General features: G+C 62.9%; 7 protein-coding genes and 1 tRNA gene. 2 read left to right on the top strand and 6 right to left on the bottom strand.

Features of this window, described 5'->3' with window-relative positions; all coding sequences use genetic code 11:
* Window positions 1-100 precede the first annotated feature (100 nt).
* Complete coding sequence (locus AB4Y79_RS16680) at window positions 101-2,149, top strand: KAP family P-loop NTPase fold protein (RefSeq protein ID WP_441864097.1); 2,049 nt, start codon at window positions 101-103, stop codon at window positions 2,147-2,149.
* A 944-nt stretch (window positions 2,150-3,093) separates the two neighbouring features.
* Here AB4Y79_RS16680 and AB4Y79_RS16675 read toward each other — a convergent pair.
* Window positions 3,094-4,224 carry a tyrosine-type recombinase/integrase gene (locus AB4Y79_RS16675; RefSeq protein WP_441864094.1) on the bottom strand — a complete coding sequence of 377 codons (1,131 nt, stop codon included), beginning with the start codon at window positions 4,222-4,224 and terminating at the stop codon, window positions 3,094-3,096.
* 86 nt (window positions 4,225-4,310) lie between these two features.
* Window positions 4,311-4,392 (bottom strand) — tRNA-Leu (locus tag AB4Y79_RS16670).
* A gap of 203 nt (window positions 4,393-4,595) precedes the next feature.
* On the opposite strand from AB4Y79_RS16670, the gene AB4Y79_RS16665 reads away from it, so the two are divergent.
* On the top strand, window positions 4,596-5,201 hold the full coding sequence (locus tag AB4Y79_RS16665) for an ANTAR domain-containing response regulator (protein WP_009358190.1): 606 nt from the start codon (window positions 4,596-4,598) through the stop codon (window positions 5,199-5,201).
* A gap of 120 nt (window positions 5,202-5,321) precedes the next feature.
* Here AB4Y79_RS16665 and pyk read toward each other — a convergent pair whose 3' ends face one another.
* From pyk to lgt, 4 genes are all read right to left on the bottom strand, one after another.
* A complete protein-coding gene (gene pyk / locus AB4Y79_RS16660; protein WP_441864090.1) occupies window positions 5,322-6,812 on the bottom strand; it encodes a pyruvate kinase in 1,491 nt (496 codons plus the stop codon).
* A 64-nt stretch (window positions 6,813-6,876) separates the two neighbouring features.
* The gene (locus tag AB4Y79_RS16655; RefSeq protein ID WP_441864087.1) at window positions 6,877-8,334 is read right to left on the bottom strand and encodes a glutamate synthase subunit beta; all 1,458 of its coding nucleotides are present in this window, start codon (window positions 8,332-8,334) and stop codon (window positions 6,877-6,879) included.
* Entirely contained in the window at window positions 8,327-12,940 is a 4,614-nt protein-coding gene (gltB, locus tag AB4Y79_RS16650; RefSeq protein WP_441864084.1) for a glutamate synthase large subunit, read from the bottom strand. Before gltB ends, AB4Y79_RS16655 begins: the two co-directional genes overlap by 8 nt.
* A 260-nt stretch (window positions 12,941-13,200) precedes the next feature.
* Complete coding sequence (gene lgt, locus AB4Y79_RS16645; protein ID WP_441864081.1) at window positions 13,201-14,367, bottom strand: prolipoprotein diacylglyceryl transferase; 1,167 nt, start codon at window positions 14,365-14,367, stop codon at window positions 13,201-13,203.
* Window positions 14,368-14,369 lie beyond the last annotated feature (2 nt).

Below are 14,369 nucleotides of genomic sequence, written 5' to 3'. Positions count from 1 at the left end.
ACTAGCGCTATCTCATGAAGTACTAGCTTTTCAAGACGGCGTCCGGACTCCATCCTCGCCTCTGGATATTCCTTTAGCTGACGAATGATTGACTAAGGGCATGAGAAACAAAACCAACCCGATGCCACCCTGGAGCGATGAATCTCGAGAACAAAGCGATATCGCCGGGCGCTACGAGTTCACCCGTGTAGTAGCGAATCGTGTTGACTCGTGTGTGGATGGTCAGGGGTCTACGGTTTTTGGGTTGGTCGGCCCTTGGGGCAGCGGTAAGACTACGCTCCTTAAGGATGTCGTGAGGCAGTTAGGCAACAACTGGACAACCGTGTGGTTCAGCCCTTGGTCAGTTGCGGACGTGGGTTCCATTACGGCAGAATTCGTTTCTGCTCTATCAGAGGCTTTTCCGCAGGCGTCATCGCTGAAGAAAAAGCTGACTACCTACTCACGCTTTGGCGCCCCGATGCTGAAGATGATCCCAGTGGTCGGAGGAACAGCGTCCGCTCTCGCGGCAGACGTGATCTCCGAGATGACGAAGCGGCCCGCCTGGCATTCGGAATTCCGCACACTCAGTGACGATATCGCCGCTCAACATAAGAGGGTGCTTGTCATAGTCGACGATGTCGATCGACTCGATGGTGATGAGTTGCGATCGCTCCTGCGCGTAGTGCGATTGCTGGGTCGTTTCACGAACGTTCACTATCTGTTGGCTTATGACCAGGCAACGGTCGATGGTGTCCTAAATGCAACTGGTATGAGTGGCGAAAGCTCTGAATTTATGGAAAAGATCGTTCAGTATCCATTTGAGGTCCCGCCGGTTCCCACGGTGGTTCGTCGCCGGTGGAGTAGAGCGATCCTTGACGCGGTCAGTCCGGTCGGAGAAGACTCCGGGGCAGAACATGCCGAGGATCGCGAAGACCTCGTACGGATCCTCGCTCTGGGCCTCGAAACTCCGCGGGCGGCCGAACGGTTGAAGGAACAGATGATTAGCCTAAACGGCCTGCTGGCAGAAGCCGAAGTCGACGCCCTAGATTTCACAGCCTTGACTTGGTTGCGCATCGCTCATCATCAGGTTTGGGATCACATTCGCTTGAATTCCCTTGATTATCTCTCGTGGCGGGAAGGGGACGCAGGTGAGACACAGAATAAGAGGATGCAATGCATCGAATCGCTCGTCACACGCGGACACGCCAGACCTGTCCAAGAAGCGGTCACTTACCTATTCAAACCAGCGGGTCTGGGCGCCGGTTTCTCGGGTCGCCAAGGCCGCATGAGGTTATCTAGATACTTTGATCGATACTTTCAGGTCGGGCTGGCAGATGATGACGTCAGCGAGCGAAGGACCCAGAATGCGCTTCGCTTACTTGATTCCGACGTCGTTGGCAGCCAGGATGCGGAGGAGCTGAAGCAGATACTCCTCGGACCTGACGGAGAGCGGTCATCCCTCGCCCTTGAAACCATTATCAATTTTCGACGCCACAGACAGCAGACATCGCTTTCCGTGCTCGACTTCGCCGAGAACGTCCGCACGGAACTAAGCGCGATGGGGAAGACGCAACTCTTCCGATCTTCCTCGGCTGAGCACTGGCTGGCCCAAGAGATATTCCTTTCACTCAAGACGAGGCTTGTCTCAACGGAAGGCGTCATTGCACGGTTCGGGTATCCGACGCTTGTTGCCAGCGGTTACGCAGCTCAGCGCTCCAGGCGTTACGACACCTCGGAAATTAAAAGTCTCTACACCGGAATTGTAGAGAGTTGGGTGTCCGAAGTACGGAACGAATCGTTGCACTCGACGCTGGCCAGGCCAGAGCTTATCCACATGACGTCTTTCTGTATCTGGATAACCGATGTCAAAGATCACAGCGGCTTCTTGTCAAAACGCGTGACGAGCGCATTAACACTTGTAGACGCCGCAACTGCATTCGTCTCCTTCAATGAATGGGTCGGTGCCGGGGTCAGCTATGACGTCACGTTTCGTGAGGAGGAATTCAGGTTCGCCCTTGGAAACGTGGCAAGGCCATACGCGCTCTCCGAGATTCCTTCGGATGCTAAAGTCTCGGACTACGAGGTCACGGACCGGAAGGATCGAGAACTGACAGATGGCCAGCGCCGAGACTTCGCCACCCAGAGTCTTCATGCCCGGGGCTTTTTCTAGCCACGCAACATCAACTTGGGTGAGATAGGGGGACGTATAGCCACCCCGCCAGTCACAAACGCTCCCCCGCACTTTTGACCACCACTGATTTCGGCACCGAGTTCGGCGCGTGCTGGCAGACGTACTCGGTCCCAAAAATCTGCCGTGGATCCCCGCGGAATACTCCGGAACGTACTCCGATGATCAGGATATGAAGGTAGACCCTCTGACGATGGCGACGGTCATACCCGCTGTCCTACGCCCTTGTGAGCCGACTATCCTTCCCTCTGGAATCGTCAACCCTCCCCGAGCGACTAGTTAGGCAGCCGGACGGGCAAGAACAACTTCCCCTGCGGATGAACCTACCGACCAACTGCCACCAAACATCGAACGGACGCCGTCCGTTAAAGCAATTGCGGCTCCAGAGGCTCAGAAATCACAATGTCGGCTATCCCACTGTGGGCAGCTTTGTGCCAAATAGCGCTGCAAAAACCGCCATTTAGCGCTGAACTCCACAGGCTTCGCGATCCAACGGTCAGTCTTCCTGCACGTCGGCGTGGATGTCTCATAAATCTTTCCAAATAGAGACAGTCCTGGACCCGCGCACTTTCGTCATGTTCCCGCCGATGCTCACAGCAATGAACAGCCGAGGTGAACAAATGACGGGGTTGACATGGACTTAGAATTTTTCGAGCCTGCCGAAGCTGCAGCCCTCATGCGCTGCAGCGAAGGATGGCTGCGTGACGGCGCTGCTGCGGGACGCTTCCCTCACGCGTGCTGGGGCAAGGGAAAGATCGTCTTTACGTCTGAGCACATCGCGGAGATCGCCAGGATTAGCGAGATAGCGCCCCGCTCTGACCCGGCATCCGATGTAATTGAGCGAAACAACACCCACACTCGGCTCATTGGAACTAGAGCCCGCAATCGCGTGGCTTCCTAGCAGCTGACTAACGAGCCCCGCTGCTTCACCGCATAAAGGCGGACACCGACCGTTCTGTAGCGTCCGCACCAGCCTGCAGTGCCTCCGGCATCAGGTGCCCGTAAACGCCCTCTGTAGTCCTGGTGGACGCATGCCCCAACCGACGCGAGATCGTGAAGATAGGGACACCATCCTGAATCAACCATGAGGCATGCGTGTGCCGCAGATCGTGTATGCGGGGGTTCTTCCGTAGGCCACGATCCTGGGCTGCCTTGACCGCCGGTATCCAGTAGTGGTGCCAGTACAGCTTGTGCACGATCCGTTCACCCTTGGGCGTCGAGAACAGCAGGTCACTACCAAGGCGGCCAGCCACCAACGGAATCAGTAGATCAACCAGCGCCGGATTCAACCCGATAGTCCTCTTGCCCGCGCCGGTCTTTGTCGGGCCGATGTAGAACTGATTCTGCCCGTCCCGCTTCCATGCCTTGTTAATCCGAGCGGTCGCCGGCTTTCCCAACAAGTCGATGTCGGCAACGGTAAGCGCCGTCGCCTCGCCAAAGCGCGTCCCGGTCATCACCAGGAAGTTCGTGAAGTCCTTGTACCGCTCCCCCATGCCGTCCATGATCAATCCAAACTCTGCATGGGTGAGGAACATCATCTCGTCCTCGGCTTTCTCGACACTCGGCAGCTGCACGCCGCGGCAAGGATTACGCGTGATGTACCCCAGCATCTCCGCGGTGTTCATCGACGCAGAGATTAGACCGTGCACGTTCTTGATCGTCTTCGGTGAGCGTCCCTTGGCCATCATCGACTTCACCCAATAGGCGATCATCCGATAATCCAGCTTGTCGACGGGGACGTGCCCGATGACCTTCTTCACATGAAGATCAAGCATCGTCTGATACGTCTTGACGGTCCCGCTCGACGGCCGAATCAGGAGGTCTATGTGCTCCTGAATTACTTCCCCAACCGTGGGTATCTTCGCCCTGTTGTCCAGTAGTGCCTGCTGGGCGATCTCAAAGGATTGACCGTTCGCGTCAAGCAACCGCTTGAGCGTTTCAGCCTCATGAGCGGAGTCGACAGTAATGCCCTGCTGCTTCCGGATCTTGGGGTCGCGCCAGACCACCATGAAGGACGATGAGCCGTCCTTTTTGACGCGTTTCCGGATACTAGCCACATAAAAATGCTAGTTCCGTGTCAACAGATTTGGGGGTTTTGTCAACAGTCAGGGGCCATATAGGCCCCTGACCTGCGACAACACGGTGCCCGAGGTGGGACTCGAACCCACACACCTTTCGATACCGCATTTTGAGTGCGGCGCGTCTGCCAATTCCGCCACTCGGGCGCGGAATACATGGAGCAAACCGCTGCGCCCACAGCTGACTGTGAGCAACGCGATCGCTTCACGTACGCGGAATTACTCTACATGCAGATAGGCTGAATTCCAGAATCGCGCCGTCGTCGCCGCAAACAAACCCTGCAAACCAAGTACAGCCGCGGTGGCACCTAAGATAGTGATGTCCCGCCGTACCTTTTCAAGGAGATCCCGTGACTGAACAGACGGAGTCCAAGCCCACGTCCCAGCCGGCGCGCCGCGTCATTGTGGCAGAGGATGAAACCCTCATCCGCCTCGACATCATCGAGATCCTGCGCGGCGAAGGCTACGACGTCGTGGGCGAGGCGGACAACGGCGAGAAGGCCGTCCAGCTCGCCGAGGAACTCAAACCGGACCTGGTCCTCATGGACGTCAAGATGCCCGTCATGGACGGCATCTCAGCGGCCGAGAAGATCGTCAAGGCCCGCATCGCGCCCGTGGTGCTGCTGACCGCCTTCAGCCAGAAGGAACTGGTGGAGCGTGCCCGCGACGCCGGCGCCATGGCCTACGTGGTCAAGCCGTTCACGCCCGCAGACCTCATCCCGGCCCTGGAGATCGCTCTGTCCCGCCACGAGGAAATCAAGGCCCTCGAGAGCGAGGTCTCCGACCTGCAGGAACAGTTCGCCACCCGCAAGCTCGTGGAACGCGCCAAGAGCCTGCTCACCACCAAGATGGGCTTGACGGAACCGGAAGCCTTCCGCTGGATCCAGAAGACCTCCATGGACCGCCGCCTCAGCATGCGCGAGGTCGCCGAAACCATCATCAACCAGGTCAACTAGACCGCGGGCCGGGCCTGGCAGGCATTACCACGCCGGCCCGGTCACCGACGCACCAAGGTCACACCAACGAAAAGGACCCCCGCCAACCGGCAGGGGTCCTTTTACATACCCAAGACCAGGCTAGGCCTTCTTCTTCTTTTCCGGCCAGGGGCCGAGCTTTTCCTTGTTGCTGCTGACTTCACCGGCGCGCGTGGAATCGGCGAGGTCGCCTACCTTGTGCACCTTCAGCGAGTTGGTGGAACCGGCTTTTCCGGGAGGGGAACCGGCAGCGATGACCACCAGGTCACCGTCCTGCACCAGGCCCATTTCCTCGAGGCTGCGGTCCACCTGCGCGGTCATGGCGTCGGTGTGGTCCACCATCTGCACCAGCACCGGTTGGATGCCCCAGGTCAGCGCCATCTGGTTCCAGACCTGCTCCACCGGGGTGAACGCGAAGACCGGCTTGATGGGGCGCAGGCGGGACAGGCGGCGCGCGGAGTCGCCGGACTGGGTGAACGCACAGATGTACTTGGCGTCCAGCTGGTCGGCGATTTCGACGGCGGCACGGGTGATGGCGCCGCCACGGGTCTTGGGCTTCGTCCCCAGCGGGGGGACGCGCTCCAGGCCGTGGACCTCTGTGGATTCGATGATCCGGGCCATGGTCTTGACCGTTTCGATCGGGTACTTGCCCACGCTGGTCTCACCGGAGAGCATGACGGCGTCGGCACCGTCGAGGACGGCGTTGGCGCAGTCGGATGCCTCTGCACGGGTCGGGCGCGGGTTATCGATCATGGATTCCAGCACCTGGGTGGCCACGATGACCGGCTTGGCCCAGCGGCGGGCCAGTTCGATGGCGCGCTTCTGCACGATCGGCACTTCCTCCAACGGAAGCTCCACGCCGAGGTCGCCACGGGCCACCATGATGGCGTCGAACGCATCGATGATCTCGGGAAGCTGTTCAACAGCCTGCGGCTTCTCGATCTTGGCGATGACCGGCACGCGGCGGCCTTCTTCATCCATGATCTCGTGCACGCGGGCGATGTCCGTTGCGTCCCGGACGAAGGACAGAGCCACCAGGTCAACGCCGCGGCGCATCGCCCAGCGGAGGTCGTCCTCATCCTTCTCGCTCAGGGCGGGAACGTTGACGGCCACGCCCGGAAGGTTGATGCCCTTGTTGTTGGACACCATGCCGCCGACGGTCACCTCGGCAACGACTTTGACGTCGTCGACCTCAATGGCGCGCAACGCCACCTTGCCGTCGTCGATCAGCAACGCATCCCCCACGTTGACGTCCTCGGTGAGGCTCTTCAGGGTGGTGGAGCAGATCTCCTTGGTGCCGGGAACGTCCTCGGTGGTGATGGTGAAGATGTCACCCACGGCCAGGGCGTGCGGGCCGTCAACGAAACGGCCCAGGCGGATCTTGGGGCCCTGCAGGTCGGCCATGATCGCCACGGCCTTGCCCAGGTCCTTTGCCGCCTTGCGGACGTTTTCGTAGGTGTTGTCGTGCACGGTGTAATCGCCGTGGCTCATGTTCATGCGGGCGACGTCAACGCCGGCCTCCAGCACAGCCAGGGTGTTCTCATAGCTGGCAATTGCCGGGCCAAACGTAGCCACAATTTTTGCGCGTCTCATATACCTACCCTATTGGTCTCTTGCATTGGTTAAGTTGTCGGCGAGGTGAACCCTCGATGCACCCCTAGAGGACGGCGATGGCGCGGTCCGTCGGCGCGACGGGAGCGGGAAGGATGGTGCTTCCCATCAGGTACTTGTCCACTGCTGCTGCGGCGGCGCGGCCTTCGGCGATGGCCCACACGATCAGGGACTGTCCGCGTCCGGCGTCACCGGCAACGAAGACACCCTCGGTGTTGGTCATGTAGTAGCCGTCGCGGGCCACGTTGCCGCGGCCGTCGAACTCGGCGTGCACCTGTTCGGTGATACCGGCCGGTTCGGCTCCGGTGAACCCCAGGGACAGGAACACGAGGTCGGCGGGAATGATCCGCTCGGTGCCGGCCTTGGGGAGGCGCTTGCCGTCGACGAATTCGGTTTCGGCCACCTTGACGCCGGTGAGCTTTCCGTTTTCGCCAACGAATTCAACGGTGGACGCGAGGTAGGTGCGTTCGCCGCCTTCCTCGTGGGCGCTGGCCACCTCGAAGAGGTTGGGGAACGTGGGCCACGGCTGGTGGCTGGCACGTTCGGCCGGAGGCTGCTTGCCGATCGCCAGGGTGGTCACGGATGCTGCGCCGTGCCGATGGGCGGTGCCGAGGCAGTCGGCACCGGTGTCACCGCCACCCAGGATGATCACGTGCTTGCCGTTGGCGTGGATCTGGTTCTCGATGGCTTCCCCGGCCACCACGCGGTTGGCGGGCACGAGGTAGTCCATGGCGAAGTGGACGCCTTCGAGGTCCCGGCCCGGGATGGGCAGGTCGCGCGGGACGGTGGCACCGGTACACACCACGACGGCGTCGTAGCGCCGGCGCAGCTGCTCCCAGGTCACGTCGGTCCCCACGGCCACGCCGGTCCGGAAGCGGGTGCCTTCGGCCTTCATCTGCTCGACGCGGCGGTCCACCTGCTCTTTTTCCATCTTGAAGTCGGGGATGCCGTAGCGCAGCAGTCCGCCGATCTTGTCGTCGCGTTCGTAGACCGCCACGGTGTGGCCCACGCGGGTGAGCTGTTGGGCGACGGCCAGGCCTGCCGGTCCCGACCCGACCACCGCAACGGTCTTGCCGGTCAGGCGTGCGGGCGGCAGCGGGTTGACCCAGCCGTTCTCGAACGCCTCGTCGATGATCGAAACCTCAACCTGCTTGATGGTGACGGCGGGCTGGTTGATCCCCAGCACGCAGGAGGCCTCGCACGGCGCGGGGCACAGCCGGCCGGTGAACTCGGGGAAGTTGTTGGTGGCATGCAGCCGCTCAATCGCTTCCTCGCCCTTGTCGCGCCACATGAGGTCGTTCCACTCGGGAATGAGGTTTCCCAAAGGGCAACCCTGGTGGCAGAACGGAACGCCGCAGTCCATGCAGCGTCCGGCCTGCGCCTTCAGGACGCCCTTCTCCTGCGCTTCGTAGACTTCCTTCCAGTCCATGATGCGCACGGGAACGGGACGGCGCGGCTGGGTTTCACGCTGGCGTACTTTCAGAAATCCGCGTGGATCAGCCACCGGTCACCTCCAGGATTCGAGACCATACTTCTTCGCCGTCAGGGTCAAGGCCCTCTTCGATGGCGTCAAGACGGGTTTGCAGCACGGCCGCGTAGTCGCGCGGCAGCACTTTGGTAATGCGGGCAGCGGTGTCGTCGAAGTTCTCGAGAAGCCGCGCCGCCAACTGGGAGTCGGTTTCCTCAATGTGCTTCACCAGCAGCCCATGGACAATGTCGCGGTCCTCGGCGTCGAGCTCACGCAGCTGCAGCTCGCCGGATTCAAGGGCCTGCTTGTTGACGCGGGTGGTCCGCAGGTCCAGCACGTAGGCGGTGCCGCCGGACATGCCCGCGCCGAAGTTGCGCCCGGTGCGCCCCAGGATCAGCGTCTGGCCGCCGGTCATGTACTCGCAGCCGTGGTCGCCGATGCCTTCGACGACGGCCGTGGCACCGGAGTTGCGCACCAGGAAGCGTTCGCCCACCTGGCCGCGCAGGAATATCTCGCCACTGGTCGCGCCGTAGCCGATGACGTTGCCGGCGATGACGTTGGTCTCCGCCTTGAAGACGTTGGTGCGGTCCGGGCGGACGATGATCCGGCCACCGGAAAGGCCCTTGCCCACATAGTCGTTCGAGTCACCGAACAGCCGCAGCGTGATGCCCGCCGGCAGGAAGGCTCCCAGCGACTGGCCGGCAGTGCCGTTCAGCGTGATGTCGATCGTGTCCGTGGCCAGCACGTCGGTGCTATAGGTCTTGGTGACGACGTGGCCGAGCATGGTGCCAACGGAACGGTCGGTGTTGATGACGTCCACGTTGATCTTCACGGGGCTGCGGTCCGTCAGCGCCTCGGTGGCCATGGTGATCAGCCGCTGGTCGAAGTGCTTGTCCAGCTCGTGGTTCTGGCCGGTCATGTTCCGCAGCGGCGCGTCGTCGTCGAACTCCAGGCCGTGCAGGATCGGGTCCAGGTCCAGGCCGTCGGCCTTCCAGTGGTTGACCGCGTCGCGGGCGTCCAGGACCTCGGCGTGGCCGATGGCCTCTTCGAGGCTCCGGAAACCAAGCTCGGCGAGGATTTCGCGGACTTCCTCGGCCAGGAACTCGAAGAAGTTGACCACGAACTCCGGCTTGCCGCTGAAGCGGGCACGAAGCTCGGGGTTCTGGGTGGCAACGCCCACCGGGCAGGTGTCCAGGTGGCAGACGCGCATCATGATGCAGCCTTCCACCACGAGCGGGGCGGTGGCGAAGCCGAATTCCTCGCCGCCCAGCAGCGCGGCGATGACAACGTCGCGTCCGGTCTTGAGCTGGCCGTCAACCTGCACCACCACGCGGTCGCGCAGGCCGTTGAGCATCAGCGTCTGCTGGGTCTCGGCCAGGCCAAGCTCCCAGGGAACACCGGCGTGCTTGAGCGAGTTCAGCGGCGAGGCGCCGGTTCCGCCGTCGTGGCCGGACACCAGTACGACGTCGGCCTTCGCCTTGGTCACGCCGGACGCCACAGTGCCGATCCCCACTTCGGAGACGAGCTTCACGTGCACCCGTGCGGACGGGTTGGCGCGCTTGGCATCGTAGATGAGCTGCGCCAGGTCCTCGATCGAGTAGATGTCGTGGTGCGGGGGCGGGGAGATGAGTCCGACGCCGGGGGTCGAGTGGCGCGTGCGGGCCACCCAGGGGTAGACCTTCTGCGCCATCAGCTGGCCGCCTTCGCCGGGCTTGGCACCCTGGGCCATCTTGATCTGGATGTCGTCGGCGTTGGTCAGGTACAGGCTGGTCACACCGAAGCGGCCGGAGGCAATCTGCTTGACGGCAGAGCGGCGCTTGGGGTCAAGCAGGCGGTCCACGTCCTCGCCGCCTTCACCGGTGTTGGACTTGCCGCCCAGCTGGTTCATGGCGATGGCCAGGGTCTCGTGGGCCTCCTGGGAGATGGAGCCGTAGCTCATCGCTCCCGTGGAGAACCGCTTGACGATGCTGGAGACGGGCTCCACTTCCTCAAGCGGAACGGAAGGGCGCTCGTTCTTGAACTTGAGCAGCCCGCGCAGGGTCATCAGGTTGGTGGATTGATCGTCCACGCCCTTGGTGTAGGCCTTGAAGATGTCGTAGCGGCGCTCACGCGTGGCGTGCTGCAGCCGGAAGACGGTCTCCGGGTTGAACAGGTGCGGTTCGCCGTCGCGGCGCCACTGGTACTCGCCGCCGCCCAGCAGGGGCCGGTGCGGCTGCTCGATGCCACCTTCCGGGTACGCCATCTGGTGGCGCGCGGAAACTTCGGCGGCGATGACGTCCAGCCCCACGCCGCCCAGCTGGGAGTGCGTGCCGGCGAAGAACTCATCCACCAGTTCCTGTCCCAGGCCCAGGGCCTCGAACGTCTGGGCGCCGGTGTAGGAGGCAACAGTGGAGATGCCCATCTTGGACATGATCTTCAGGACACCCTTGCCGAGGCCCTTGATCAGGTTGTAGACGCCGTCCTGCGGGGTTACGCCCGTCACGTCGCCTGCGGCGATGAGCTGCTCCACGGATTCCATGGCCAGGTACGGGTTGACGGCGGACGCGCCGTAGCCGATCAGGACGGCCACGTGGTGTGTCTCGCGGACGTCGCCGGCCTCGACCACCAGGGCGGTCTTGGTGCGGTTGGCGCTGCGCAGCAGGTGGTGGTGCACGGCGCTGACCAGCAGCAGGGACGGGATCGGGGCCCACTGGGCGTTCGAGTCACGGTCGGAGAGCACAATGTACTGGACACCGCGGTTGATGGCACCGGAGACCTGCTCGCAGATTTCGGTGAGCCGGGCACGGAGTGCGTTCTCGCCGCCTTCAGGGCGGTACAGGCCGCGGACCTTCATGGCCACGCGGTTGCCATCGGCATCCTCGATGTTGGCGATCTTGGCGAGCTGGTCGTTGTTGATCACCGGGAACGGAAGCTGGACCTGCGGCTGGCGCACCTGCTTGGTATCCAGCAGGTTGCCGTTGGGTCCGATGGCGCACGTCAAGGACGTGACCAGTTCCTCGCGGATGGCGTCCAGCGGCGGGTTGGTCACCTGAGCGAAGGACTGCACGAAGTAGTCGAAGAGCAGCCGGGGGCGCTTGGACAGGACCGCCACCGGGGTGTCGGAACCCATGGCGCCCAGCGGCTCGGCACCGGTACGGGCCATCGGGCCCAGCAGGATCTTCAGTTCCTCGGTGGTGTACCCGAAGGTGCGCTGGCGGATGTTCACGGACGCGGCAGTGTGGACCACGTGCTCGCGCTCGGGCAGCTCGTTGAGGTCGATCAGGTTGTCCTTGACCCACTCGGCCCACGGGTTGGCCGCGGCGACTTCAGCCTTGACCTCTTCGTCGTCGATGATGCGGCCGGCCTCGGTGTCCACCAGGAACATCTTGCCCGGGGACACGCGGCCCTTCTTGACCACCTTGGAGGGCTCGACGTCGATCACGCCCACCTCGGAGGCAAAGACGATCAGGCCGTCTTCGGTGATCCAGAAGCGGCCGGGGCGCAGGCCGTTGCGATCCAGGGTGGCGCCTACCAGGTTGCCGTCGGTGAAGGAGACGGCGGCAGGGCCGTCCCACGGTTCCATCAGCAGCGAGTGGTACTCGTAGAACGCGCGCCGTGCGGGATCCATGGTGGCGTGGTTTTCCCAGGCCTCGGGGATCATCATCATGATCGAGTGCGTAATGGGGCGGCCGGAGAGCCAGAGCAGCTCGGCTACCTCGTCGAAGGACGCGGAGTCCGACGCACCGGGGGTGCAGATGGGGTACAGCTCTTCGGGGGAATCGCCCAGCAGCGGGTTGGCCAGCTGTGACTGGCGGGCGCGCATCCAGTTCCGGTTGCCCTTGACGGTGTTGATTTCACCGTTGTGGGCGATGGTGCGGAACGGCTGGGCCAGGGGCCAGGACGGGAACGTGTTCGTGGAGAAGCGCGAGTGGACGATCGCCAGCTTGGTCTTGAAGCGCTTGTCCGAAAGGTCCGGGTAAAACGGCTCCAGCTGGGCGGTGGTCAGCATGCCCTTGTAGACGATGGTCCGCGAGGACAGCGAGGGGAAGTACACGCCGAACTTGTTCTGGGCGCGCTTGCGGATCCGCCAGGCGCGGGAGTCGAGTTCGTTGCGGTCCAGTTCCTCGCCGCTGGCGGAGGCCAGGAAAGGCTGGGAGAAGTAGGGCATGCAGGCGCGGGCCATGGCGCCCACGAGATCGGCGACAACCGGCACCTCGCGCCAGCCAAGGACCTTCAGTCCTTCGTCTGCGGCCAGGCCTTCAATGCCTGCCTTGGCTGCGTTGGCTTCCCGCTGCTCTGCAGGCAGGAACGCCGTGCCGGCCACGTACTGGCCGGGCGCCGGCAGCTCGAACTCGGTGACTGCCCGGAAGAACTCGTCGGGGATCTGCATGAGCAGCCCTGCGCCGTCGCCCGTTCCCTCGTCGGCACCCACGGCACCACGGTGTTCAAGGTTGCGCAGGGCAGTCAGGGCAGCATCGACGATGTCGTACCCGGGCTCCCCGCGCAGGGTCGCGATGATGGCAAGGCCACACGCGTCCTTCTCCTGCTCCGGGTTGTACAGCCCGGCAGCCTCCGGCATGGCGGCGAAGCGCTTGAACGGCGACAGTGCAGTCTCAGGCTGTTCCGGTTCGGACCAGCTGGGAGTGTTAAGAGTTTGGGTCATGGGAGACGTCCTTCCTCCTGATCGTGCGTATGGAAGGGACACCGTTGGCCCCACTCGTCGGCGCCGTTGCAAGGGCACAACAAAGTGTTGATTACTGGAAATTGTAGGTCAGCGCAGCCTGCTGAACTAACGGTTACGCAGGTACCTGCCCGGGGCTTCATCCGGCGGCATCTCTTTGCTGCCAGGACGGGCCCCATGCCACGACATTGTGGTTTCGGGCCCTTCGAGCGGTGGCTCTGCTGCCCTGCCTGGCCGGCTTCCTACTTACCGGCGCCGGCCTCCGATGCGGGTCCTGTGGCTGTGCTGCCGGAAGTTCCGGAAGCCGTGGCATCCAGACCAGGCTTGGAGCCTGCCGGAGCCGCCGCGGTTTCTTCCGTGGGGTCGGAAGCATGCCGGGAACCGCTTTGGTTACCTGGGAGATTACCACGCGAATCACTATCTGAGACAACAGTGTCCGGATCACGGACTTCCTCGTCGTCTTCCACGGCTGCCCCGGCCACGGGTGCTTCCTCCGGTTCGCGGCCCGGCAGGTACACCGTGTCCGGCTCCGGCCGGCCCTTGAGGCCCAGCAGCAGGAAGGCGATCAGGGCCGCCACGAACACGAAGATGCTGGTCCACACGTTGAGCCGGGTGGTAATGCCGAAAATGCTGATCTGTTCGGCGTCGTCAATGCGCATCGCTTCGATCCAGACGCGGCCCAGGGTGTAGTACATGGCGTACAGCCAGAAAAGCCTGCTCCGCCGGAAATTGAACCGCCGGTCCAGGGCGAGCAGGATCAGTACGCCTGCCACGTTCCACAGCGACTCGTAGAGGAAGGTGGGGTGGAAGAGGGTGTCTGCAGGCAGTCCGGCCGGGAAGTTCGGGTTGTTTGCGTCGATCTGCAGCCCCCACGGCAGCGTGGTGGGGCCGCCGAAGAGTTCTTGGTTGAAGTAGTTGCCCCAGCGTCCCAGGGCCTGGGCCAGGAGCAGGCCGGGTGCGGCTGCGTCGACGAAGGCGCTGAGCTTGACGCCGCTGCGGCGGCAACCGATCCACGCACCGACGGCGCCCAGGACGACGGCGCCCCAGATTCCGAGGCCGCCGCGCTGGATCTGCGGAATCAGCGAGAGGTCGCCGGTGCCGTCGAAGCCGGGGCCAAAGTACGCATCCGGTGACGAGACCACGTGGTAGAGGCGGCCGCCGATGATGCCGAAGGGAATGGCCCAGATGACAATGTCCCACACGCTGCCTTCGGGGGCACCGCGCTTGGCCCAGCGGACGGAGGTCAGCCACAGTCCAACGACAATTCCGGCCAGGATGCACAGCGCGTAGGCGTGGATCCGCAGGCTGCCCCACGGCAGCGGGATATCGAAGCCTGACCAGCTGGGGCTGGGGATACTGCCGGATACCATGGTGGGTGCCAGTGCGGCTGCCTGGATCAGTGCCTGCATGG

The sequence above is a fragment of the Pseudarthrobacter sp. YAF2 genome (assembly GCF_052113345.1).
Taxonomy (GTDB): Bacteria; Actinomycetota; Actinomycetes; order Actinomycetales; family Micrococcaceae; genus Arthrobacter.
Note: the sequence above shows the minus strand (reverse complement) of the source record. Positions and strands in the feature narration are given on the sequence as shown.